At 39.6% G+C, this 23,482-nt stretch carries 23 protein-coding genes and 1 tRNA gene; 20 read left to right on the top strand and 4 right to left on the bottom strand.

Annotation, left to right across the window (positions count from 1 at the left end):
* The first annotated feature begins 45 nt into the window (after positions 1–45).
* The 9 genes from AB6M99_RS07830 to ezrA all read left to right on the top strand — a co-directional run bounded on the left by AB6M99_RS07830 (position 46) and on the right by ezrA (position 10,595).
* Positions 46–489: a flavodoxin gene (locus AB6M99_RS07830; protein ID WP_121835744.1), complete on the top strand. Its 444-nt coding sequence runs from the start codon at positions 46–48 to the stop codon at positions 487–489.
* A 54-nt stretch (positions 490–543) separates the two neighbouring features.
* Positions 544–2,079 (top strand): ClC family H(+)/Cl(-) exchange transporter, encoded by a 1,536-nt coding sequence (locus AB6M99_RS07825; protein ID WP_121835743.1) that lies wholly within the window; start codon positions 544–546, stop codon positions 2,077–2,079.
* A 59-nt stretch (positions 2,080–2,138) separates the two neighbouring features.
* A complete protein-coding gene (locus AB6M99_RS07820) occupies positions 2,139–2,417 on the top strand; it encodes a chorismate mutase (protein WP_121835742.1) in 279 nt (92 codons plus the stop codon).
* A 5-nt stretch (positions 2,418–2,422) separates the two neighbouring features.
* Positions 2,423–3,634: a chloride channel protein gene (locus AB6M99_RS07815; RefSeq protein WP_369351205.1), complete on the top strand. Its 1,212-nt coding sequence runs from the start codon at positions 2,423–2,425 to the stop codon at positions 3,632–3,634.
* A 59-nt stretch (positions 3,635–3,693) separates the two neighbouring features.
* Positions 3,694–4,863 carry an FtsW/RodA/SpoVE family cell cycle protein gene (locus tag AB6M99_RS07810; RefSeq protein WP_121835740.1) on the top strand — a complete coding sequence of 390 codons (1,170 nt, stop codon included), beginning with the start codon at positions 3,694–3,696 and terminating at the stop codon, positions 4,861–4,863.
* 180 nt (positions 4,864–5,043) lie between these two features.
* A complete protein-coding gene (locus AB6M99_RS07805; RefSeq protein WP_121835739.1) occupies positions 5,044–6,159 on the top strand; it encodes an ISAs1 family transposase in 1,116 nt (371 codons plus the stop codon).
* A gap of 111 nt (positions 6,160–6,270) precedes the next feature.
* A complete protein-coding gene (locus AB6M99_RS07800) occupies positions 6,271–6,831 on the top strand; it encodes an HAD-IA family hydrolase (protein ID WP_121835798.1) in 561 nt (186 codons plus the stop codon).
* The gene (gyrB, locus tag AB6M99_RS07795; RefSeq protein ID WP_369350511.1) at positions 6,832–8,784 is read left to right on the top strand and encodes a DNA topoisomerase (ATP-hydrolyzing) subunit B; all 1,953 of its coding nucleotides are present in this window, start codon (positions 6,832–6,834) and stop codon (positions 8,782–8,784) included.
* Positions 8,785–8,870: 86 nt separating this feature from the next.
* A complete protein-coding gene (gene ezrA, locus AB6M99_RS07790) occupies positions 8,871–10,595 on the top strand; it encodes a septation ring formation regulator EzrA (protein WP_121835737.1) in 1,725 nt (574 codons plus the stop codon).
* 80 nt (positions 10,596–10,675) lie between these two features.
* Here the strand turns inward: ezrA and AB6M99_RS07785 are convergent, their stop codons facing one another.
* The gene (locus AB6M99_RS07785; protein ID WP_369350510.1) at positions 10,676–11,119 is read right to left on the bottom strand and encodes a DUF1694 domain-containing protein; all 444 of its coding nucleotides are present in this window, start codon (positions 11,117–11,119) and stop codon (positions 10,676–10,678) included.
* 230 nt (positions 11,120–11,349) lie between these two features.
* Between AB6M99_RS07785 and AB6M99_RS07780 the strand changes: the two genes are divergently transcribed.
* The 6 genes from AB6M99_RS07780 (at position 11,350) to AB6M99_RS07755 (ending at position 18,117) form a co-directional block, all read left to right on the top strand.
* Positions 11,350–14,451, top strand: coding sequence for a GBS Bsp-like repeat-containing protein (locus tag AB6M99_RS07780; protein ID WP_369350509.1), 3,102 nt, complete (start codon positions 11,350–11,352; stop codon positions 14,449–14,451).
* A 109-nt stretch (positions 14,452–14,560) separates the two neighbouring features.
* Entirely contained in the window at positions 14,561–15,289 is a 729-nt protein-coding gene (locus AB6M99_RS07775) for a pseudouridine synthase (protein ID WP_121835732.1), read from the top strand.
* 126 nt (positions 15,290–15,415) lie between these two features.
* A complete protein-coding gene (locus AB6M99_RS07770; protein ID WP_121835730.1) occupies positions 15,416–16,141 on the top strand; it encodes a pseudouridine synthase in 726 nt (241 codons plus the stop codon).
* 72 nt (positions 16,142–16,213) lie between these two features.
* Positions 16,214–16,972, top strand: a complete 759-nt coding sequence (gene tpiA, locus AB6M99_RS07765) for a triose-phosphate isomerase (protein WP_121835728.1) — start codon at positions 16,214–16,216, stop codon at positions 16,970–16,972.
* Between the two features lie 190 nt (positions 16,973–17,162).
* The gene (locus tag AB6M99_RS07760) at positions 17,163–17,537 is read left to right on the top strand and encodes a hypothetical protein (RefSeq protein WP_121835726.1); all 375 of its coding nucleotides are present in this window, start codon (positions 17,163–17,165) and stop codon (positions 17,535–17,537) included.
* Position 17,538: 1 nt separating this feature from the next.
* The gene (locus AB6M99_RS07755; RefSeq protein ID WP_121835724.1) at positions 17,539–18,117 is read left to right on the top strand and encodes a GNAT family N-acetyltransferase; all 579 of its coding nucleotides are present in this window, start codon (positions 17,539–17,541) and stop codon (positions 18,115–18,117) included.
* Positions 18,118–18,214: 97 nt separating this feature from the next.
* Here the strand turns inward: AB6M99_RS07755 and AB6M99_RS07750 are convergent, their stop codons facing one another.
* The 3 genes from AB6M99_RS07750 to AB6M99_RS07740 form a co-directional block, all read right to left on the bottom strand.
* Entirely contained in the window at positions 18,215–18,553 is a 339-nt protein-coding gene (locus AB6M99_RS07750) for a helix-hairpin-helix domain-containing protein (RefSeq protein ID WP_121835797.1), read from the bottom strand.
* Positions 18,549–18,803, bottom strand: coding sequence for a DUF1912 family protein (locus AB6M99_RS07745; RefSeq protein WP_121835722.1), 255 nt, complete (start codon positions 18,801–18,803; stop codon positions 18,549–18,551). Before AB6M99_RS07745 ends, AB6M99_RS07750 begins: the two co-directional genes overlap by 5 nt.
* A 45-nt stretch (positions 18,804–18,848) precedes the next feature.
* Positions 18,849–18,919 (bottom strand) — tRNA-Thr (locus AB6M99_RS07740).
* A gap of 183 nt (positions 18,920–19,102) precedes the next feature.
* Between AB6M99_RS07740 and AB6M99_RS07735 the strand changes: the two genes are divergently transcribed.
* From AB6M99_RS07735 to rhuM, 5 genes are all read left to right on the top strand, one after another.
* Positions 19,103–20,056 (top strand): IS30 family transposase, encoded by a 954-nt coding sequence (locus tag AB6M99_RS07735; RefSeq protein ID WP_369350506.1) that lies wholly within the window; start codon positions 19,103–19,105, stop codon positions 20,054–20,056.
* 151 nt (positions 20,057–20,207) lie between these two features.
* On the top strand, positions 20,208–20,915 hold the full coding sequence (locus AB6M99_RS07730) for a GntR family transcriptional regulator (RefSeq protein ID WP_121836411.1): 708 nt from the start codon (positions 20,208–20,210) through the stop codon (positions 20,913–20,915).
* A 368-nt stretch (positions 20,916–21,283) separates the two neighbouring features.
* Positions 21,284–21,838 (top strand): GNAT family N-acetyltransferase, encoded by a 555-nt coding sequence (locus AB6M99_RS07725; RefSeq protein WP_121836412.1) that lies wholly within the window; start codon positions 21,284–21,286, stop codon positions 21,836–21,838.
* On the top strand, positions 21,831–22,478 hold the full coding sequence (locus AB6M99_RS07720; protein ID WP_121836413.1) for an HD domain-containing protein: 648 nt from the start codon (positions 21,831–21,833) through the stop codon (positions 22,476–22,478). The genes AB6M99_RS07725 and AB6M99_RS07720 overlap by 8 nt, the downstream gene beginning before the upstream one ends.
* Before the next feature lie 4 nt (positions 22,479–22,482).
* On the top strand, positions 22,483–23,478 hold the full coding sequence (gene rhuM / locus AB6M99_RS07715; protein ID WP_121836414.1) for a RhuM family protein: 996 nt from the start codon (positions 22,483–22,485) through the stop codon (positions 23,476–23,478).
* The last annotated feature ends 4 nt before the right edge of the window (positions 23,479–23,482 follow it).

Below are 23,482 nucleotides of genomic sequence, written 5' to 3'. Positions count from 1 at the left end.
TGCTATAATAATAGTAATTTGACTTTGGAGGGAATATAGGAAACTATGGCTTTAGCAAAAATTGTTTATGCCAGCATGACCGGAAATACGGAAGAAATTGCAGACATCGTCGCTAAGAAGTTGGAAGAATTAGGGCACACAGTAGATGTTGATGAGTGTACAACCGTTGATGCCGCTGACTTTGAAGATGCTGATATTGCTATTGTGGCTACTTACACTTACGGTGATGGTGAATTGCCAGATGAAATTGTCGATTTCTATGAAGATTTAGCAGATGTCGATTTATCAGGAAAGATTTTTGGAGTTGTTGGCTCAGGAGATACTTTCTACGATTACTTCTGTAAATCCGTTGATGAATTTGAAGAACAGTTTGCTTTGACAGGTGCCACAAAGGGTGCTGATTCTGTTAAGGTAGACTTGGCGGCAGAGGATGAAGATATTGAAAATCTAGAAGCCTTTGCGGAAACATTATCAGCAAAATTAGGATAAGAGATTAAGGTTGGGGGTCACTCTAACCTTCTTTATGTACTATTGAAACTTATTATGAAAACACATCAAAAAGAATTTCGTTTGTCATCGCAACATCTTCTGGTAGCGGTTTGGAGAGGCTGCTTAGTGGGTGTTCTAGCGGGAGTTGTTGTCAGTCTTTTTCGTCTTATTATCGGTATTCTAACAGATTGGACCTTGAAAGCTTATGCGCATGCAAGTAACCAACCATCCTATCTTATTGGGGGGGTAGGGATTAGCCTAGTGCTAATCATTTTAGTAGGTCTATTAGTGAAATCCGATTCAGATATTAAAGGTTCTGGGATTCCTCATGTTGAGGGAGAACTGATGGGAAGGTTACGTGTTTCCTGGTGGTCAGTCCTTTGGAAAAAATTTGTCGGTGGCAGTCTTGCGATTTCCATGGGCTTGATGCTGGGGCGTGAAGGTCCTAGTATCCAGTTGGGGGCGGTTACTGCCAAAGGACTAGCAGAGTCTCTTAAGGTGACGCCCAAAGAAAAAAGGATTTTAATTGCAAGTGGTGCGGCAGCGGGGCTTTCAGCAGCCTTCAATGCACCCATAGCAGGGCTGCTATTTATTGTTGAAGAAGTTTATCACCATTTTTCACGACTGGTTTGGATAACTGCTTTAGTTGCGAGTTTGGTAGCCAATATCATTTCGCTAAATATTTTTGGATTGACGCCAGTCCTTCATATGCCTGACGGTTTTGAAGTTTTGCAGCTTAGTCAATACTTACTCCTTGTTCCTATGGGGATTTTCTTAGGTCTTTTAGGGTATGGCTATGAATGGGTGGTGCTTCGTGTTGGTAAAGTTTACGATGCACTTGGAAAGATGTTTAAGATTCCAGCGCATTTTTATGGTATTTTTGCATTGCTTCTAACCTTTCCTGTTGGCTACTTTTCATTAGAATTATTGGGCGGTGGACACCATCTCATCTTACACTTGCCTGATAGTGGCATGCTACTTGGCACAGCTATTTTGTTCTTAGCGATTCGCTTTGTCTGGAGCATGATTGCCTATGGAAGTGGTCTTCCTGGTGGGATTTTCTTGCCACTGTTAGCTCTCGGTTCTTTATCTGGCTATATTTTTGGCCTTTTATTGGAAACAATGGGGCTAGCGCAGGCAAGTCAGGTGACGATTTTTATCATTTTGGGTATGGCTGGTTATTTTGGTGCGGTGTCTAAGGCTCCGCTGACAGCGATGATTTTGGTTACTGAGATGGTGGGAGATTTGTCTCAATTGATGACGATTGGCATTGTTGTTTTGGTATCCTACCTAACCATGGATTTACTGGGCGGCGAACCAATTTACGAGGCCATGTTAGCTAAAATGGTACCAGTGAGTCATCTGGAAAATAATGAACCAACGATGATCGAATTACCTGTCACTGAGCAATTGGTCGGTCAACGTGTTTCGGAGTTGGAGTTGCCAGCAGATGTTCTCATTACGACACAAGTTGTTCATGGTAAGAGTGAAGTTGTCACTGGAAAAACAATGTTACAAGCAGGAGCGACCATTTATCTTGTTGTCAATGAAAGTGATATTCATTTGGTCAATCAAGCCCTGTTTCACTAATCATCATAGTTAAAGAAAGGAATGCTCTGCAATTGCCTGTAGAGAATAGGAGATAACACATGGATTTAAACCTTATTCGTCAAGATATTGACAAAATTGATGCGCAGCTTATTGCCTTGTTAGAAGAACGCATGGGCCTCGTCAATCAAGTGACAGCTTATAAAAGGGCGACAGGAAAGGCTGTTTTAGACACTTCTCGTGAACAAATGGTCTTAGATAAGGTTGCGCGCCAAGTTGCAAATAAAGACTTTGAAGAGGCGATTGTGGCAACCTTTTCTGATATGATGAAACATTCTAGGGCATATCAAAGTCGTCAATTAGGGGTCAAAGAGTGTTAAAAGGAATAAAAGACGGCAATGATTTAACGTTAAAAGAGACATTTTTGACCTGTTTACTTGCTCTCTTTATAGGAGTTCTTGTTGGTGTCATTGATACGATTTTTGGGAAAGGTTTGCTCCTCATTTCAGAAATTCGGACAGAGCATTTTTTCTATCTGATTCCGTTTTTAGGGATTTCAGGCTTATTGATTGTTTTTCTCTATCGAACATTTGGCGGGCAAGCCAAGAGAGGGATGGCTCTTATTTTTGAAGTGGGTCAAGGAAAAGACGAGCAAATTCCCTTGATTTTAGTTCCGCTGATTGTCGTCACAACATGGCTAACGCATTTATTTGGTGGGTCTGCAGGTCGTGAAGGTGTTGCGGTACAGATTGGGGCTACCATTTCACATTTCTTTTCTCGTTATATAGTTTTTGAAAAAAGTTCGCCATTATTTTTAACCATGGGAATGGCAGCGGGTTTTGCAGGACTATTTCAAACACCGATGGCGGCACTCTTTTTTGCTTTAGAAGTGTTAGTGATAGAGCAACTCCGTGTAAGATTTGTATTACCTACAATCCTTGCTTCTTTTACGGCTGCGTGGACCTCTAATAGCCTAGGGTTGGAAAAATTCACTCATTTGATTGAAAGTGATTTAAGATTAGATTTTCTGACCTTTGTGAAATTAGCAGTAGCAGGACTTATCTTTGGTCTAGTAGGTAATGGTTTTGCGGCTAGCTTATCTTGGACGAAGGAAAAAATGGCAGAGCTGGTTAAAAATCCTTATCATCGCATCTTTTGTGTTGGTATCTTATTGTCTCTTATGCTATTTTTGTGCCATGAGGGGCGTTATTCTGGTCTTGGGACAAATTTGATTGAGGCCTCTTTTTCTGGTGGAACTATTACCAGCTATGATTGGCTGTTGAAAATTATGTTAACCGTGTTGACGCTGTCTCTTGGTTTTCAAGGGGGAGAAGTGACGCCGCTCTTTTCTATTGGGGCATCACTAGGCGTTGTTTTAGCAGGCGTTTTTCAGTTGCCTTTAGAAATTGTGGCAGCTAGTGGCTATATTGCTGTTTTTGCTTCTGCAACAAACACCATCTTAGCTCCTATTTTTATTGGTGGTGAGGTTTTTGGCTTTGAAAACACTCCTTTCTTTTTGGTTGCTGTAGCTTTCTCCTATAGCGTTAATCGAAAACACAGTATTTATACCAGTCAAAAAGTGGTAGTGCTTGAGTGATAATCATGCTATAATGGATAGACATTTAATTTAGGATAGTTTGGTAGGTGAGGGATCTTATGGTAAAGCATTTAAAAACTTGGGAGCAGCGGGTTGATTATTCTCTATTGCTACCTGTTTTTTTTCTGTTAGTTATGGGATTTTTGTCGGTCTATGTTGCGACATTGGCAGATTATCCTGATCGTTTGGGAAATGTTCTCCTCTTGCAAGGACTGTGGTTGCTATTGGGAATCTTATCAGCTTTTGTAGTGATGTTTTTTAACACAAAATTCTTATGGAAGGCAACGCCTTGGTTTTACATCTTGGGACTTGGGACCATGTTTTTACCCTTGTTCTTCTATAGTCCTAGCCTCTATGCAGCTACAGGTGCTAAAAACTGGGTGACAATCAATAATATCACACTTTATCAGCCATCTGAATTTATGAAAATTGCCTACATTTTAGCTTTGGCAAGAGTAACCGTTACATTTCAGAAAAAAAGGAAATCAAAAGAGTTGGTAGAAGATTGGAAATTATTAGGATTATATGTCTTGATAACCTTGCCAGTCCTAGCTCTCTTGGCAGCTCAGAAAGATTTGGGGACAGCCCTTGTCTTTATTGCTATTTTAGCAGGGGTTACGGTGTTATCTGGTGTCTCATGGAAAATTTTATTGCCCATTATTCTTTCTGTCTTTCTCCTCATCGCCGCTTTTATTGCTCTCTTTTCTTGGGAGCAAGGTCGTGAGTGGCTCTTTCATATGGGAATGGACACCTATCAGATCAATCGTATTTCTGCCTGGCTGGATCCTTTTGCTTATGCTACAGGAATTGCCTATCAGCAAACGCAGGGATTAATTTCGATAGGTAGTGGTGGTTTATTTGGGAAAGGGTTCAATGTTGCAGAACTGTCGGTTCCTGTTCGTGAGAGTGACATGATTTTTACCGTTATTGGTGAGAATTTTGGGTTCATTGGCTCAGCTTTGGTTTTAGGCTGTTACCTGTGGCTCTTTTACAGGATGTTGCGCATTACCTTGGAGTCCAATAACCGTTTTTATACGGTGATTGCGGTCGGCTTTATCATGATGATTTTGTTCCATGTTTTTGAAAATGTTGGAGCAGCGCTAGGGATTTTACCACTGACAGGTATTCCGCTGCCTTTTATTTCTCAAGGGGGATCCTCTCTAATCTCTAATTTGATTGGCGTTGGACTGATTTTGTCCATGGCTTATCATAATAACCTGAATAGATAGGATTGAGGTTACAATTAAATACTGTAAAACACGACAGAGGTAAGATAAGGAAATTGATTTTTTTGATAAATCAATTCCTGTTCTTACACGACAAACGCATGAAGAAAATATGGCTTACAAAAAAGACTTTCATAAATTAACTCAACATTCTCCGCTATAATAAAAGTGGAGGATTTTGTTATGGAAGACCTTTTAAATTTCTTGGTTACTGTGAGAGATGATCGTGAGCCATGGAAAGTCAAACACTTATTGTCAGATATCGTTCTTTTGATCTTCTTTGCTCGCTTATCAGGCGCAGAACACTGGGATGAGATAGAGGAGTTTGGTATTGCCTATGAGAAATCCTTACGCACCGTTCTCAAATTAGAAAATGGCATTCCCTCTCATGACACTCTACAACGTGTTTTTGCGACTTTAGATTCACAAGTTCTTGTAGAACTCACACAGATATGGACTTCTCTTCTTGAACCATGTGACTCATCAGCTAAAACCTTACCACAACTTTCAAAACGTTTAGTAGCCATTGACGGGAAGACTATCCGTGGTAATGCCAGTCAAACTCAAAAAGCCCTACATATTGTCTCAGCCTATGCGACAGATTTAGGGATTTCGTATGGCCAGGTAGCGAGTGATGAAAAAAGCAATGAGATTACAGCGATTCCACGATTATTAGACATGATTTCAGTAAAAGGGTGCATGATTAGTATTGACGCTATGGGCACACAAAAGGATATTGCGGATAAGATTATCATGAAGAAAGCAGATTATTGTCTAGCAGTCAAAGAGAATCAAAAGAGCCTTTTAGAAGGTATTCGTCCCTATTTTGAACTCTCTCAGAACTTTGACGATAGCTATGAAACGCTTGAGAAAGCGCACGGTCAGATTGAATTGAGACAGTATGAAGTCATTACTGATACAGAGTGGATACGTCAAGAGCATCCCGATTGGGGACATATCCAAAGCATTGGACGGGCGCGTATTCAGATAACAAAGAATGGTCAAGAGAGCGAAGAAACCCGCTACTTTATTTTAAGTTGTCAGGTTAGCGCTAAAGAGTTGTGTGATTATGTAAGGGGGCATTGGCAGATAGAGAGCATGCACTGGCTACTAGATGTTGTTTTTCGTGAAGATGCCAATAAGACTTTGAATAAACAACTCGCATTTAATTTAAATGTCATGGATAAATTCTGTTTAGCGGTATTAAAACAGTTAGATTTTGGAAAGAAGATGAGTCTGCGTCGTAAGAAATATGCCCTAAGTCTGTCCTTTGACAAGTATTTAAAACAATTGCTTTAGGGCAAAAAACTTTCAACACTTGCAAAATGGAAATAGAAGATTTCATGCGTTTGTCGTGCTGTTCTTACCTCTTTCTGTCAAAAATGAAAGAAATATGATATAATGAAGGGTATGAATTATCACGATTACATATGGGATTTAGGTGGAACTTTACTTGATAACTATGAAGTTTCCACGCAAGCTTTTGTAGCCTGTTTAGAAAACTATGGCATAAAAGCGTCGCATGATGATGTCTACATGAAATTGAAAGAATCAACAAATGCGGCAATTGATTTCTTTATTCCTAATGAAGAAAGCTTTTTACAAGAGTATAAACTGTTTGAAGCAGAATACCTTAAACATCCTGTATTATTTGAAGGAGCTCGTGAGATTTTAGCCAAGATTGTAGCTGAAGATGGTCGCAATTTTTTGATATCACATCGCAATAAGCAAGTGTTATCTATTCTAGAACTCACAGAGCTTTATCCCTATTTCACAGAAGTGGTGACATCAAATAATGGGTTTGCCCGTAAACCAAATCCTGAGAGTATGCTCTATTTGAAAGACAAATATCATATTGAAAAGGCTCTTGTGATTGGTGATCGTGAGATTGATAGACAAGCAGGACGAGCTGCAGGTTTTGACACCTTGCTCGTTGATAATAAAAAATCCTTGATGGAGATAGTGACTTAAATGACTGACGAAAATAAAAATTTAGAAGCTTTAGCGCAGGAGTATGATGCCAGCCAAATCCAAGTATTGGAAGGTCTTGAAGCCGTTCGTATGCGTCCAGGGATGTATATCGGATCTACTTCAAAGGAAGGTCTCCATCACTTGGTTTGGGAAATCGTTGATAACTCTATCGATGAGGCACTTGCAGGTTTTGCTAGCCAGATCGATGTGGTCATCGAACCAGATAACTCAATCACAGTAGTAGACGACGGACGTGGAATCCCTGTCGATATCCAAGAAAAAACTGGTCGCCCAGCGGTGGAGACTGTCTTTACGGTTCTTCACGCAGGTGGTAAATTTGGCGGTGGTGGCTATAAAGTGTCTGGTGGTTTGCACGGAGTAGGTTCTTCGGTTGTAAATGCCCTTTCGACACAACTCGATGTACATGTCCATAAAAATGGTCAAATTCATTACCAAGAATATCGTCGTGGTGCAGTGGTTGCAGACCTTGAAGTGATTGGTACAACTGATCGTACAGGGACGACTGTCCACTTTACACCAGACCCTGACATTTTTACAGAGACAGCAGAATATGATTTCTCTAAACTCGCAAAACGTATTCAAGAGTTAGCCTTCTTGAACAAGGGATTGAAAATCTCAATTGCTGATAAACGTGAGGGGCTTGAACAGAAAAAAGACTTCCACTATGAAGGTGGGATTACATCTTACGTTGAGTACATCAATGAGAATAAAGATGTTATTTTTGAGCACCCTATTTACACCGATGGTGAAATGGATGGGATTTCTGTTGAGGTTGCCATGCAATACACAACAGGTTACCATGAGACAGTCATGTCATTTGCCAATAATATTCACACGCATGAAGGTGGTACCCATGAACAAGGTTTCCGCACCGCTTTGACCCGTGTCGTTAATGATTATGCGCGTAGCAACAACATCCTTAAAGAAAAGGATGATAATCTAACGGGTGAAGATGTGCGTGAGGGACTAACAGCAGTTATTTCTGTCAAACACCCTAATCCACAGTTTGAAGGGCAAACGAAAACAAAACTTGGAAACTCTGAAGTGGTCAAAATTACGAATCGCCTCTTTTCAGATGCCTTCCAACGCTTCCTTTTGGAAAATCCTCAAACAGCTCGTAAAATCGTTGAGAAGGGGATTTTGGCTTCTAAAGCTAGAATTGCAGCCAAGCGTGCACGTGAAGTAACCCGTAAAAAATCAGGGCTTGAAATTTCAAATCTTCCAGGTAAATTGGCGGATTGTTCATCAAATAATGCTGAAATGAATGAACTTTTCATCGTTGAGGGAGACTCAGCGGGTGGTTCAGCAAAATCAGGTCGTAACCGTGAATATCAGGCAATCTTACCAATTCGAGGTAAAATCTTGAATGTTGAGAAAGCTACCATGGATAAAATCCTAGCTAATGAAGAAATTCGTAGCCTTTTCACAGCTATGGGAACAGGATTTGGTGCTGATTTTGATGTGTCAAAAGCTCGCTATCAAAAATTGGTTATCATGACAGATGCCGACGTTGATGGTGCCCATATTCGCACCCTTTTATTGACATTAATTTACCGCTTTATGCGTCCAGTCTTAGAAGCAGGGTATGTTTACATTGCCCAACCACCAATTTATGGGGTTAAAGTTGGGTCTGAAATTAAAGAATACATTCAACCAGGTGCAGATCAAGAAACTCAACTTCAAGAAGCTTTGGCGCGTTATACTGTAGGGCGTTCAAAACCAACAGTTCAGCGCTATAAAGGTCTTGGGGAAATGGATGATCATCAACTTTGGGAAACTACAATGGATCCAGAACGTCGTCTCATGGCGCGTGTATCAGTTGATGATGCTGCTGAAGCAGACAAAATCTTTGATATGTTGATGGGGGATAAGGTTGAACCGCGTCGTGAATTTATTGAAGAAAACGCAGTTTATTCAACTTTGGACATTTAAACTTGGTCATCTGATTGAAAAGAGGCTATAGCTGTGTTATAATTGTAATGTTATAGACCTTTTAGAAAATATGTAAGGAGATCCCCATGTCGAACGGAATCGTTCTACTTATAGTAGCAATAATTATTTTAGTGATTATTGCCTATTTGTTTGGCGTTGTTGTGAGAAAAAGAAATGACGCCTTGATTGCAAGTTTAGAAGAGAAAAAGCAAGAACTTTTTGAGTTACCTGTCAATGAAGAGATTGAGCATGTTAAAAGCTTACACTTGATTGGACAAAGCCAGACCTCGTTTCGAGAGTGGAATCAAAAATGGGTTGATTTAACCCTAAATTCCTTCTCAGATATTGAAAATCATATTTTTGAAGCTGAGAGTCTAAATGATACCTTTAATTTCATCAAGGCAAAGCATGAAATCAAAGGTATTCAAAGTCAATTGGATGTTGTTGAAGAAGACATTAAAGCGATTCGCGAAGCTTTGGCAGTTTTGGCAGAGCAAGAAGAAAAAAACAGTTCGCGAGTGACTTACGCTTTGGATATGTATGAAAAATTGCAAACAGAAATTGCAAACCAAGCTGATCATTATGGCAAAGCTATGCCAGAGATTAGCAAGCAACTTACTCATATTCAATCTGAATTTTCACAGTTTGTGACGCTTAACTCTTCTGGTGACCCTGTTGAAGCGGCAGAAATTTTAGAAAAAGCTGAAGAGCACACGATTGCTCTTGGTCAAATTTCTGAGAAAATCCCACCGATTGTTACAAAATTAGAGGAAGATTTCCCAGACCAATTAGAAGACTTAGAAACGGGCTACAGTCGCTTATTAGAAGAAAATTATTATTTTGCTGAAGACGATATTGAAACTGGTTTTCAAGCTATCCGTGAAGCGATTAGTGACACTTCTGATGATTTGGCAGATCTTGAATTGGTTAAGGCTGAAACAAGTTGCCGAGACATTCAAGAGCGCTTAAATGGCTTTTACGATCTTTTCGAACGTGAAATCGCTGCACATAAGGAAGTCGTTAAAGCAACAAATCGCTTACCAAAATATTTGGCTCATGTTAAAGGAAACAATGCGAGTCTAATTAATGAGCTTAATCGCCTAACGCAACGCTATATTTTCAGCGATAGCATTGGTAACAAGTTAGGAATATATAGCTCAAACTTGTCTGATATGGAAGAAGAGTTGCAACCGGCACTTGATAACATGGCAGAGCAAGAAAAGCCATTTTCTGAATGGCAAAAGGTTTTGGAAAAGTTACAATCTAAGATTGCTGATGTTGAAGAAGGACAGTTAGCTATTTACGATAGCTTGAAAGGGACTGAGAAAGGCGAAGTCAATGCTCGTCATAAATTAGAAGTCTATATCAATCGCCTTCACACCATTAAGCGTTTTATGGAAAAACGCAATCTTCCAGGAATTCCGCAAGATTTTATGAGCCAATTTTTCACTGCAAGCTCGCAGTTAGAAGCGCTTCGCGATGAACTCAGTCGTGGTCGTGTCGATATGATGACGGTTGATAAAATGAAGGAAGTCTCTACTAAAGCAATGGCTAATTTAGAAGAAGTGACTTATAAAGTTGTTCAAGACGCTGTTTTGACTGAACAGTTACTACAGTATTCAAATCGCTACCGTAGCTTTGATCAAAATGTTCAAGAAAGCTATGATCGCACAATGGAACTCTTCCAAATGCACTTTAATTACAAAGAGGCTTTTGATGATATCTCTTATGCTCTAGAAATTGTAGAGCCTGGCGTAACAGATCGCTTTGTCAATTCTTATGAAAAGAGTCGAGAAATGATTCGATTTTAAAAAGAGAGGTTGGGAAAATTCCTACCTCTTTTTCTATCTTCAATTTGAGGGCACTACCTATTGTAGCTTCGATTTTACAATTATCGCTTTTTCCATAATTTTTTAAAAAAGGATAATTTTTTCTGTTCAGGACTTGTTTTGTCTGAGGTTGTGGCTAACACTGGTTCGATTTGTTCTAGGTTGATGGCGTGGTCAGAATGTACGATAAAGGCGTAAGGAGAGGTTGCCTCTTTTTCTTGTACAATCGTGCTAGGAAGGTTATGCTGTTCCGATAATTTCATCAAGGTCATTTGGGATGATAGACTGATTTCTGAGGAAATTTTAGCCACCAAAGGTTGCCAATTTTGGTTGAGATTTGCTAGAAACTCTGGGAGGTTTTTAAACAATTCAGGACCTAAATCGGTTATTTTGACAGCTAACACCACTCGTTCTCTAAAGGTTCCTAAAAATGCTTTTTGCTGATTTGGGTCAAAGCGGTGCTCACCAGAAGCGTGAGATAGCATTCTTTTTTCCAAGTCTTCCATAATGACTCCTTCAATAATAAATTCTGCTCTGCTATTTTATCAAAAAATATTAGGTTAGTCTTATACAAAAGTGACTTCTCTTATGAGGATAAGTTGTATATCGTTTGGCTAATATCTGCAACTATGATATTAAATATTATAAAATAATGGGTATTAATGACTAAATTACTTTATTAATGCATAAAAATATGGTATAATAATAAAAATATTCGGAAAGTCCGGGAGATATAATGGAAAAATCTTTTAAAAGTTATTTGGTAATTCCTTTAGCGCTTACGCTATTTCTTGCTAAAAACGATGTACAAGCAGAAGAGATAGGTTCAGTGACTCAAAATGGTTCAGTTGCTGTAACGGAAAGTTCTGAGAAGGTGGTTGCTTCTTTACAAACGGAAGCCTCTACAACTGAAGCAAAGAGTAACTCACTAACATCACAGTCAGTAGCTGTCACTGATACAGGTAAGGTAACGACGACTACTGAACAGCCTATAAGTGAAGTGAGCGTAGCGACATCAAGAAAGCAGACAGAGGCAACGGCGGTCACTAAAGTAGCTGAGAATCAGCTTAAGCAACAACAAAAAGCAGTAGTTACTGAACCTAAGTTAGCAGAGGCAAGAGTTGCAGAAACGCCTGCCCAGAATGCTATTACGGTAAATCAAACTGCTGAGAATATGGAAGTTAGCTATTCTGGGGAAATCCCAAAAGATAGTGAAGTACGTGTTGCAGTCTGGTCACAAGCTATGGGTCAGGACGATCTCAAGTGGTACACCATGAACAATGCGCATACAACAGTTCCCTATAACAATCACTGGGAGTATGGGCTTTATCATCTCCATGCTTATTTGCGACAAAAAGCAACTGGAAAGATGACGTTTGTCAAATCAGAAGAAGTCACATTGGCGCAACCAAAACTCGAGACTAATGTGAAGGCGACTAGCCAAACGAGTTTTGAGGTTACCGTTTCAAATGTTCCAAAGTATTTCAAAAAGCTTTACGTACCAATTTGGTCTGCTGCTAATGGTCAAGATGACATCAAATGGTATCAGGCACAAAAACAGAATAATGGGACTTATAAGCTTTCTGTAGATACTAATAACCATAAATCTTCTACAGGCCTTTATCATATTCATTACTATGAGGAAAAACCAAATGGTAAGAAGGTCTATGTTGGTCAAGCGACTTATACTCAGCCAGTTCCTAAAGCACCATCTCTAACGGTTAAAGCGCTCAATGATCGTCTGTTTGAAGTTACTATTGGCAATGTACCAGCGAAATACACGAGAGTGCTGCTTCCGACTTGGACTGAAAAGAATGGTCAAGATGATATCAAATGGTATCAAGCACAAAAACAAGCAAACGGTAATTATAAAGTGACAGTCTCTCTTGATCAACATCAATTCGAGACTAATAAATATCACCTCCATCTTTATGGAGAAAGCTCAGGTAAGAAGACTTTCCTTGCTAGTACAACTTATGATCAACCAAAATCAAAGGTAGAGAGCAGTGTTAAAGGCATTGCAGATGATAAATTTACCATCACGGTTAAGAATGTTCCAAGTTACATCAATCAAGTGCGTATCCCGACTTGGACAGATAAAGGTGGTCAAGATGACATTAAGTGGTATGTAGCCAACAAGCAAAAAGATGGTAGTTATCAATTAACCGTTGATACCAAAGAGCATAAGTATGAAAGTGGACGTTACCATCTTCATGTTTATGGTAATGCAGGTTCAGTTGCTAATATTTTCTTAGATGCAGTGACACATGATGTTGCAACTCCTAAAGTGGAGACTGCGATTAAGCCTCTCACAGAAACAAGTTTTGGTGTGACTGTAAAGAATGTTCCAAGCTATATTAACCAAGTTCGTATCCCGACTTGGACAGATAAAGGTGGTCAAGATGACATTAAGTGGTATGTAGCTAATAAACAAAAAGATGGTAGCTATCAATTAACCGTTGATACCAAAGAGCATAAGTATGAAAGTGGACGTTACCATCTTCATGTTTATGGTAATGCAGGTTCAGTTGCTAATATTTTCTTAAATGCAGTGACACATGATGTTGCGGCTCCGAAAAAGGTACCAATAAGCTCTAAACCTGAGACAACGGTTAAAGCATTGACAGCAACGAGCTTTAAGGTTACCGTCAAGAATGTTCCGAGCACTATTGGAACAGTTATGCTTCCAACCTGGTCAGCTAAGAGTGATCAAGATGATATTAAGTGGTACCAAGCTAAAAAGGAAACAGATGGTAGCTATAGTTTGACCGTTGACATCAAAGACCATAAATATGATACGGGAATTTACCATATTCATAGTTACGGTCGTACAAAAGATGGCAAGTTAACCTTCCTTGATGGCGATACTATTGATATTAAGGCATTGCCAAAGCCGACAGCTAAATTAGAGATTAAAAATGTGAACAATCAAACTGGAACTTTTGATGTGATTGTTTCTAACCTTAAATCAGCAAATGGTATTAAACAAGTCCACTTACCAACCTGGTCAGATGCTAATGGACAGGATGATATTAAGTGGTATACGGCAAGTAAACAAAGTAATGGAACTTATAAACTAACAGTTAGAGCAAGCGACCATAAGTACAGTAGTGGTAAGTATCATGTCCATCTCTATGTGACAGACGAGAAAGGTAAACAGGATTTTGTATCTGAAAGCCAAGTTAATCTGGAAGTAAAGAACATCCAAAAAGGTTCTGCTTCAAAAGGAAACTATAAGGCTGTCAATAAAGTCATCTATTTAGATGCTGGTCACGGTGGCTCAGACCCAGGTGCTGCCTACTATGGACAACAAGAAAAGACTTTGAACTTGGATATGCAAAATCGTCTTAAGACTAAGTTGGAAAAACTTGGTTATCAAGTTGTTTTAACACGCTCGGATGATCGATTTGTTGATTTGCTTCCTCGTTCTGAAAAAGCTAATCAGTCTAATGCAGATTTGTTCATCAGTATTCATTTTAATGCTGCAACGTCACCATCTGCATCTGGCGTTGAAACCTACTATTATCAGTATTATTCAGACTACCCATCACGAATTAACAAAACTTACCATAATGATAAAGAACGTTTACGCCTAAGCGCTAGCCTTGCGTCAACGATTCAAAATTCTGTTGTGGGAACAAGCGGTGCTAAAAATGGTGGAGTTAAACGCAATACATTTGCAGTTCTTCGCGAAACAACAGCGCCTGCGGTACTGTTGGAATTAGGCTATCTATCAAATTCGGCAGAAAATCGAAAGATTGCTACAGTAGACTATCGTGAGAAGTTAGCAAATGGTATCGTTAAAGGGATCACTGATTATTACAAAACGAATTTTTAAGCCTTGTTATCAACGATAACAAGTAGATGACAACGCCGAATTTTGGAGAGGACCGCAATTGGTCTTCTCTTTTTTCTATGCTATAATAGTTAAAAAGAAAGGAAGTAGCATGCGTCTAGATAAATTTTTAGTGGATTGTGGCATTGGCTCTCGAACGGAAGTAAAGGTGTTTCTCAAGAAGAAGCAAATTACTGTTAATGGTCAGATTGAAACCTCACCTAAAACTCAGGTTAATGAAACAACAGACCAGATTTTCTACCAAGGTCAACGGCTTACTCACGAGACTTTTGTTTATTACCTTCTCAACAAGCCTAGTGGTGTGATTTCTGCGACGGAAGATAACCACCATCATACAGTTTTGGACCTTTTAGATGATACTGCTCGCCACAAAGAGGTTTTTCCTGTGGGAAGACTAGACATTGATACGACGGGCTTGCTTCTATTGACCAACAACGGTCAGCTGGCTCATGCGATGCTATCGCCCAAAAAGCACGTGGACAAAGAGTATCTAGCAGACGTTTCAGGGGTTATGGATCAGTCGGATATTTTGGCTTTTGAAAAAGGCATAGCCCTCAAAGACCATACCTGCCAACCAGCAACATTAGAGATTTTGTCAGCTGATGACAGTCGTCAGAGTTGTCGCGTTAAAATCACAATTCGTGAAGGAAAATTTCATCAGGTCAAACGTATGGTAGCGGCTTGTGGCAAAGAAGTGGTCACCTTAGAACGTATTTCGATGGGACCATTAACCTTACCAACAGATTTAAAGCGTGGTGAGTTTAGACGACTGACAACTGAAGAACTAAATTATTTAGAAGTATTTGGGGTAGCTTTGTAACCTGAAGTTTTTGAGAGAAGTGAGCACAATAATCTCAGAAGAGAGGGAAACTCTGCTTGGGTGTATATGACAGTAGGTCGTATGATTAAGTCATAGTCAAATTGGATGATATGTTATAATAAAATCATGAGACTTGATAAACTACTGACAGAGGCGGGCCTAGGTTCTCGAAATGATATTAAAAAATTGCTGAAAGCACATCAGGTAAGAGTAGATGGAGAAGTGGTAACAACTGCTAATCTCAACGTTGATGCCAGTCTTCAAGAGATTACCGTTTCAGGAAGAAAGGTGACGCACAGCCCAGAGGTGTACTATCTGATGAACAAACCATCTGGTGTCGTCTCTGCTCGAACAGATCGTGAGCACCAGACTGTCATTGATTTAATAACGGAGACAGATTACCGTGAGGGACTTTATCCTGTGGGGCGATTAGACCGTGATACAGAAGGCTTGGTTATCATTACTAATAATGGTCCACTCGGCTTTCGCATGTTACATCCCAAGCACCACGTCGACAAGACTTACTACGTCGAAGTTAATGACAAACTCCATGCTGATGCGCCAGCTTTTTTTGAAAAAGGCATAGCATTCTTAGACGGAACGACCTGTAAACCAGCTAGACTTGAGATTATTAGCTCTAGTTCAGAAAAGAGCTGTGCTAGGGTGACCATTTCAGAAGGAAAATTTCATCAGGTCAAAAAAATGTTTCTAGCCTATGGTGTCAAAGTGACCTATTTAAAACGCATTTCCTTCGGAGGTTTTCACCTAGAAGAAGAGCTAGAGCCTGGAAGCTACCGCCCCCTGACACCGAAAGAAAAAGAGTTTTTGAAAACCTATTTTGATATTGGATGAAAATGATTAGCTATAAAAATTAAAATGTGATAAAATAGACAATGTAAATAAAAAATAGAAGAGGTATGTGAAATGTCACGTAAACCAATTATTGCTGGTAACTGGAAAATGAATAAAACTGCGTCTGAAGCACGCGAATTCGTTGCAGCTGTTAAAGATGCTATTCCATCAAACGAACTTGTGGACACAGTTATCGGTTCACCAGCTATCTTCCTTGAAGGTATGAAAAAAGGTGTTAAAGGAACTGAGTTGCAAGTAGCTGCTCAAAACTGCTACTTTGAAAATGCAGGTGCTTTTACAGGTGAAAATAGCCCAGCGACAATCGCTGACCTTGGTGTAGAATATGTGATCATCGGTCACTCAGAGCGTCGTGACTACTTCCACGAAACTGACGAAGACATCAACAAAAAAGCACACGCAATCTTTGCTAATGGTATGACGCCAATCATCTGCTGTGGTGAGTCTCTTGAAACTTACGAAGCAGGTAAAGCAGTTGAGTTTGTAGGTGCGCAAGTGTCTGCTGCTCTTAAAGGATTGTCTGCTGAGCAAGTAGCATCATCAGTTATCGCTTACGAGCCAATCTGGGCTATCGGTACTGGTAAATCAGCTACTTCAGCAGATGCACAAAACATGTGTAAAGCTGTTCGTGATGTGGTTGCAGCTGACTTCGGTCAAGACGTTGCTGACAAAGTTCGTGTTCAATACGGCGGTTCTGTAAACCCAGCAAATGTTGCTGAGTATATGGCTTGCCCAGATGTTGACGGAGCTCTTGTTGGTGGTGCTTCACTTCAACCAGAAAGCTTCCTTGCACTTTTGGACTTTGTTAAATAAGCATTGAAAGAGAGCCGTAGGGCTCTTTTTTGTTTGATACTATTCAGTTGAGCAGCTGCTTTGGCTAGCACCGCTGACATGTTATAGTCCTTTTCTTTAATGGTAAGTACATCGCAGCTGGGTATTTCTTGATTTTTAGAGTGATAGTGTTATAATTGACCTATCAATAGACGTCAGAAAGGAATCTCATATGTTACCTGTTCATCCATTTTTACTGTTGTGTTGGTTTGCTTTTTATGGTATTTGGGTTTGGTTTACAGCGCCCAAAGAGATGCCTTATCGCAGATTACTGTCATCCTTTTTCATTGTCAGTGTAGGTGTTCTAATTGGAGTTTATTATCTCAAGACATCTAATGGCGTTTCAGAAATGTTATTAAATCAGTTGACCTTATCGGTTAAACTATCTGCTTATTATAGTCTAATTCCCTTAGTTGTGAATACGTTATTCCAATTAAAGTTACGGAAAGTGGACTTAAAGACTTGGGTGATCTGGCTTATTGCTATTTTGTTAGTAATTTATCTATCAGTTGGCCTCATCCAAACGATATTTTTAGGAGCAGTATAAGATGTCAATTTTAATTCGTCCAGCGCAACTTTCAGATGCCAAGGACTTACTTGAGATTTATGCCTACTATGTCATGGAAACGGCGATTACTTTTGAGTATGAGGTGCCGACGTTAAAAGATTTTCAGCAGCGCATGCAGTCGGTTCAAGAGTTCTATCCTTATTTGGTTGCTGAAGAGGATGGTCGTATTCTTGGTTATGCCTATGCGTCAGCTTTTCATCCCAGAGCAGCCTATGCGTGGTCTGCAGAAGTCACGGTTTATTTGGACAAAGCTGCGCGTGGTAAGAAGATAGGGGCTAGGCTTTACGAAAGTCTGGAAAGCATCTTAAAAGAAATGGGAGTGCTCAATCTTAATGCCTGCATTGCACAAGCAGAAGTCGAAGACGATTACTTGACCAATGTGAGCCAAAGTTTTCATGAAAAACAGGGCTATCAGCTAGTTGGAACCTTTCACAAATCAGGCTATAAATTTAATCGCTGGTATAATATGATTTGGATGGAAAAATTAATTGGAAAACACGAGACAGATGTTCCAGCAGTTAAATCTTATCACGACCTTAACAAACAGAAAACCATCTAGTTTACGTGAGCTAGATGGTTTTTGCCGTTTATAACGTAATTTTTTTACAAGTTGTGTATCGACTGTTATAGAAAAAAACTCAGTCTATTCAACTGAGTTAAGCTTTAAGTGTAACGCCGTTTTCTTTTAATTTTTTAACCGTTGCAGGTCCGATACCTTTAAGGGCAAGAAGTTCTTTTTCGGTAACGTTAGCAAAGTCTGCAAGTGAACGAATACCCTCGTTATAAAGTGTTTCGACAAGATTGCTACGGATATCAGCTACTGCTGAAATCGCTGAAAATTCTTCAAGACTCAATGTTGCTTTTGAAACTGGAGCTGATTTTTCTTTTGTTAAAGCTGTCTCTGCGACGTTAACAACAGGTGCTGTCGTTTTCAACAAACCTTGACGTTTCATTTGATGTTTTAGTGCTTTTTTACGATTTTTTACCATTTTAATATTTCCTTTCTCCAAATAATCCTTCTGGCAACTCATGAAATCCTTTGCCGTTTTTATAATTAGCAAATTTGCCTTGGATAAAACGATAGGTATCCAGCTTACTTTCGTAGCGAATATAAGCGTCTGCAGCTCTTTCATCTTTGTCTTCTTCCAAGACTCTGTGGCTTTCTGTCATTGCCATCTCATTAATCATAATTTGAGTGTTAACCCATTCCTCAAATTCTTTTAAAAATTCTTGTTCGTACGTCATGTCTCTCTCCAAAATAAAAGAGCTGACCGTAGTCAACTCGCTATCTGCCACCACCGAGAATCGAACTCGGAACGGAGCATTACCATTGCTCTATTATACCATTTAACTATAGCGGCAACTATTTTATTATATGACATTCAATGCCCTCTGTCAACCTATTTTACCATTTTTACAACTTTTTCAATACGTGATTTTCTTTGGGAAAGTTCTAAAATGAAGTTAGCCACCTAAGGGTATCAAAAAACATCTCAGAGAGATATAATTGTAATCACCACAACAACAATTAGAAAGATTCTGAGATGCAAAACTATTATACACCAAAAAGTAAACATTTGACACTAACTGAACGTAGAATGATTGAACGTTGGCTTCAAGAAGGGCTCTCAAATCGTGAAATCGCTAGGAGATTAGCTAAAGCTCCTCAAACCATTCACAACGAAGTCAAACGTGGTCAGGTTAGACAACAAGTGCGTAAAGGAAAATTTGAAGTGATCTACTCAGCTGATTTCGCTCAAAAAGCCTATCAAAACAATCGTAAACGTTCTGTTAAACAGCTCTCCCTAACCAAGGGACTCAAAGAAAAGATAACTCACTACATCGAACAGAAATATTCTCCCGAGATGATGGTAAAGTCAAAAGGGATACCTGTTCCCATCTCCACCATTTACTACTGGATTCATCATGGACACTTAGGATTGACCAAGGCTGATATGCTTTATCCTCGACAAGAGAAAGCTAAGAAAAAGCATGCTAGTCCCAATTTTAAGCCAGCTGGAAAATCTATTGAGGAACGACCAGAAAGCATTAATAAGCGTGAGAATATCGGTGATTTTGAAATTGATACGGTTATTCAAACACGGGCAAAAAACGAGTGTCTGTTGACACTAACCGATAGAAAGAGTCGTTATCAAATCATTCGACTCATTCCCGATAAGTCCGCGTCTTCAGTCAATCAAGCTCTGAAAGCAATCCTCAAGGCTTATCAAATGAACTCTATCACAGCTGATAACGGGGCTGAGTTCAGTCGTTTAGCAGAAGTTTTTGACCCTGCTCATATCTACTATGCCCACCCGTATTCTTCTTGGGAGCGTGGGACTAATGAGAATCATAATAGACTCATCCGGCGTTGGTTGCCTAAGGGAAGCAAAAATGCGAATCAACAACAAGTCGCATTTATTGAAAACTGGATTAACAACTATCCAAAGAAACTATTCAATTATAAATCTCCTATAGAGTTTTTACAGACTGCCTAACTTGAACTTGAAATTTGGCACGTGATTTTCTTTATGCGCTTGTTAGCATAATTTTAGCTTTTTTTGATTACATTTTCAGCCAAAATTTAGTATAATAACTAAATCAGATTTCTTAATTCTTAATGATAATGTTAACAGAAAGGGCGATGTTATGAAAATTCCTAAGTACCAACGGATTCAAAATGACTTAAAAAATCAACTTATCACTGGCAAGTTTGACAATGGTGATAAGTTTTACACTGAAAATGAGCTGGTTCATCTTTATGATGTCAGTTCAATCACCGTTATTCGAGCGCTTAATGAATTGGTAAAAGATGGTTACCTTGTTCGTAAGCAAGGAAAAGGGACTTTTGTTTCTCGCTCACGCAAAGGAAAACGTGTTGAATTCTCAGATATCGAACGTTTCTCTCTTAAGGATGATCATGTTAAAATTCTCTCAGTTGAAAAAGGGAATGATCCTAAATATTTGAAAGAACTAAAACTAACTGATAACGATTGTTATTACCGAATTGACCGTTTAAGAAGTGCAGGAAATCGCCCTTACATCTATCAGATTTCTTATATTCCAGAACGCTTTATTCTCACGCCAAGCGCTTCAAAAGAGCACTATCAATCGATTCACCAGCGGTTTAAATTAGATTTTGATATTCACATGTCTTCAGAACCCTATACTGAAACGCATGAAGTGACCTTTTCAACGCCAGAGGATATCACGCAAATTCTGTCACTAAAAGAATTTGAGCCGACTATTTTACAAATTCGTAAAACGGAACAAGGCAATTCCGATATCATTCTCGAATACGCGGAAAATTATAAACACTGGGAATTTTATAAATTTGAAATCACTGCCAATCGATAAAGATGTGATAGCGTTATTGAGTTTAATTGAAATTTTCGTTTTTAGCACAATTGGTAAACGTTGGCAGTCAAAAAATTAACAAATTGATGTCTCACTTAAAGCATAAATCAGTTGAATAAAGTTATCTTTTCTGTTAAAATATTACCATTCAGAGGTGTTTTGAACCCCATTTGTCACAGAAAGCGGTGTTGCTGAGAAATCCGCACAAATGTCAAAACTGGTTGCTGATGCTAATAATGAAATAGTATGAGTTGCGGACCCTGAGTCCGAATCTGGGTGGTACCGCGGAAATCGTAAACGAACTTCGTCCCTGTCTAGCATGTGCTAGATGGGGCTTTTTCTATATCTCTTCATGATAGGAGTGTTCAATGAAAGAATTTAAAGAATTGCTAACAGAACGTTTGTGTTTACGCCCCATTCGTTTAGCTGATGCGGAAGCTATGTATGACTATGGACATCGTCCAGAGGTTGCAAGTCTAGCTGGTTTTCCAGTGAATCAATCTGTTGAAGAGTGCAAACAGTTTATCCAGATGGACTTGGATAAAAGGGGTGAGGCTGTTCGACAACGTATTTATGCGATTTGTCTGAAAGATCAGGACAGGCTGATGGGGACGGTGAATTTTGCGAAAGAAGTCGAACCAGATATTCTGGAGATTGGCTATGTCTTGCATCCAGATTTATGGGGACAAGGCTTGATGCCAGAGGCGGTGGCAGCTTTAGTTGATTTTGGATTTCAAGAGCTCAGTCTTCGAAAAATTGAAATTGCGGTCTATGATCACAATCCTCAAAGTCAGCGCGTGGCTGAAAAACTAGGTTTTCAATTGGAAGCTAGACTTCGTAAGCGGAAAAAGATTGATGGACACTATCAAGATAAGCTGATTTTTGGATTGCTGAGAGAGGAATGGGAGGCCAGTCATGGATAGAAACCTCATCTTAGAAAATACTCGTCAGTTTGTCAAAAATCTTTCTGACGGTGAAGCCAGTGGTCATGACTGGTGGCATATTGTCCGTGTGACCAAGACCACATTGACCATTGCCAAAGCAGATGGTGCGGATCCTTTTATCTGTGAAATGGCTGCGCTTCTCCACGATGTGGCAGATGAGAAATTAAATGCTAGCGAAGCAGAAGGATTAGCCAGACTGACCGCTTTCCTTGATAGCCAGTTGCTCCCAAGTGAGCTGAAAGCAGAAATTCTAGCCATTACCCAAGGTATTTCTTACAAGGGTGGGCACAATCAAGCGGTGCTGTCGCTAGAAGGGCAAGTGGTTCAAGACGCAGATAGGCTAGATGCCATCGGAGCTATCGGCATTGCCAGAACCATGGCCTACTCAGGAAATAAAGGCAGACTCATCCATGACCCCAATAAACAAGCGCGTGACAACCTTACCCTAGAAGACTACCGCAAGGGCGAAGACACCGCCATCATGCACTTCTACGAAAAACTCCTCAAACTCAAAGACCTGATGAATACCGAGACAGGAAAACGCCTAGCTGAACAACGCCACCAGTTCATGCAAGATTACCTCGACCAGTTCTATGCCGAGTGGGAAGGGGAGAGGTGATGTTATGAATGAGATTTCTAATTTTATTTTATACACAACCCCAAACGGTGATGTTCAGCTAGATATTCTCTTACAGAATGAAAACCTCTGGCTAACTCAAAAAGGAATTGCAGAGCTGTTTGGAGTCTCCAAATCAACGGTTAGTGAACATCTGTCTAATATCTTCAAAGATGGTGAGTTGGATAAAACTGCAACTGTTCGGAAATTCCGAACAGTTCGCCAGGAGGGCAATCGAGCGGTTCAACGTGAATTGGAGTATTATAATCTTGATGCTATCATCTCAGTTGGCTACCGTGTTAATTCGACTAAGGCGACCCAATTTCGGATTTGGGCAACTAATACCTTGAAGGAATTTATCATTAAAGGTTTTGTTTTAGATGATAATCGTTTGAAGCAAGGACAAACCGTCTTTGGTAAAGACTACTTCCGTGAACTTTTGGAGCGGATTCGTTCCATCCGTGCAAGTGAGCGCCGTATTTACCAGCAGGTGACTGATATTTTTGCAGAATGTGCGATTGATTATGATAGCAATTCTGAGATTACCAAGCGTTTCTATGCGATGGTGCAAAATAAATTCCATTTTGCCATAACAGGTAATACTGCTGCTGAGATAATCTACCATAAGGCGGATGCTGATAAGGAGCAAATGGGACTGACCACATGGAAGAATGCGCCGAATGGTCGCGTTCTAAAATCAGATGTGCTTATTGCTAAAAATTACTTGCAGGAAAATGAAATCCGTCAACTAGAGCGAACGGTTACCTCTTATTTTGATTATATTGAAGGTTTGATTGAGCGTCGAAACACCTTTACTATGCAAGCTTTAGCAGATAGCATTGACCGCTTCCTCTCTTTCAACGAATACGAGATTCTGGAGGGTAAGGGAACAATTTCTAAGAAGCAGGCAGAAGAAAAAGCTAGTCAAGAATATGAAAAATTTAACCGTACCCAGAAAATTGTGTCGGATTTTGACAAGCTAGTAGCGAAGCTGAAGGAGTGATAGG

Origin of the sequence: Streptococcus hillyeri (assembly GCF_041081565.1) — a bacterium.
Lineage (GTDB): Bacteria > Bacillota > Bacilli > Lactobacillales > Streptococcaceae > Streptococcus > Streptococcus hillyeri.
This window is presented reverse-complemented; position numbering and strand designations above follow the sequence as displayed.

Excerpts from the sequence above, each read along its gene's own strand:
- AB6M99_RS07830 (WP_121835744.1), top strand. The coding sequence starts at position 46 with ATGGCTTTAGCAAAAATTGTTTATGCCAGCATGACCGGAAATACGGAA.
- AB6M99_RS07825 (WP_121835743.1), top strand. The coding sequence starts at position 544 with ATGAAAACACATCAAAAAGAATTTCGTTTGTCATCGCAACATCTTCTG.
- AB6M99_RS07820 (WP_121835742.1), top strand. The coding sequence starts at position 2,139 with ATGGATTTAAACCTTATTCGTCAAGATATTGACAAAATTGATGCGCAG.
- AB6M99_RS07810 (WP_121835740.1), top strand. The coding sequence starts at position 3,694 with ATGGTAAAGCATTTAAAAACTTGGGAGCAGCGGGTTGATTATTCTCTA.
- AB6M99_RS07805 (WP_121835739.1), top strand. The coding sequence starts at position 5,044 with ATGGAAGACCTTTTAAATTTCTTGGTTACTGTGAGAGATGATCGTGAG.
- AB6M99_RS07800 (WP_121835798.1), top strand. The coding sequence starts at position 6,271 with ATGAATTATCACGATTACATATGGGATTTAGGTGGAACTTTACTTGAT.
- gyrB (WP_369350511.1), top strand. The coding sequence starts at position 6,832 with ATGACTGACGAAAATAAAAATTTAGAAGCTTTAGCGCAGGAGTATGAT.
- ezrA (WP_121835737.1), top strand. The coding sequence starts at position 8,871 with ATGTCGAACGGAATCGTTCTACTTATAGTAGCAATAATTATTTTAGTG.
- AB6M99_RS07785 (WP_369350510.1), bottom strand. The coding sequence starts at position 11,119 with ATGGAAGACTTGGAAAAAAGAATGCTATCTCACGCTTCTGGTGAGCAC.
- AB6M99_RS07780 (WP_369350509.1), top strand. The coding sequence starts at position 11,350 with ATGGAAAAATCTTTTAAAAGTTATTTGGTAATTCCTTTAGCGCTTACG.
- AB6M99_RS07775 (WP_121835732.1), top strand. The coding sequence starts at position 14,561 with ATGCGTCTAGATAAATTTTTAGTGGATTGTGGCATTGGCTCTCGAACG.
- AB6M99_RS07770 (WP_121835730.1), top strand. The coding sequence starts at position 15,416 with ATGAGACTTGATAAACTACTGACAGAGGCGGGCCTAGGTTCTCGAAAT.
- tpiA (WP_121835728.1), top strand. The coding sequence starts at position 16,214 with ATGTCACGTAAACCAATTATTGCTGGTAACTGGAAAATGAATAAAACT.
- AB6M99_RS07760 (WP_121835726.1), top strand. The coding sequence starts at position 17,163 with ATGTTACCTGTTCATCCATTTTTACTGTTGTGTTGGTTTGCTTTTTAT.
- AB6M99_RS07755 (WP_121835724.1), top strand. The coding sequence starts at position 17,539 with ATGTCAATTTTAATTCGTCCAGCGCAACTTTCAGATGCCAAGGACTTA.
- AB6M99_RS07745 (WP_121835722.1), bottom strand. The coding sequence starts at position 18,803 with ATGACGTACGAACAAGAATTTTTAAAAGAATTTGAGGAATGGGTTAAC.
- AB6M99_RS07735 (WP_369350506.1), top strand. The coding sequence starts at position 19,103 with ATGCAAAACTATTATACACCAAAAAGTAAACATTTGACACTAACTGAA.
- AB6M99_RS07730 (WP_121836411.1), top strand. The coding sequence starts at position 20,208 with ATGAAAATTCCTAAGTACCAACGGATTCAAAATGACTTAAAAAATCAA.
- AB6M99_RS07725 (WP_121836412.1), top strand. The coding sequence starts at position 21,284 with ATGAAAGAATTTAAAGAATTGCTAACAGAACGTTTGTGTTTACGCCCC.
- AB6M99_RS07720 (WP_121836413.1), top strand. The coding sequence starts at position 21,831 with ATGGATAGAAACCTCATCTTAGAAAATACTCGTCAGTTTGTCAAAAAT.
- rhuM (WP_121836414.1), top strand. The coding sequence starts at position 22,483 with ATGAATGAGATTTCTAATTTTATTTTATACACAACCCCAAACGGTGAT.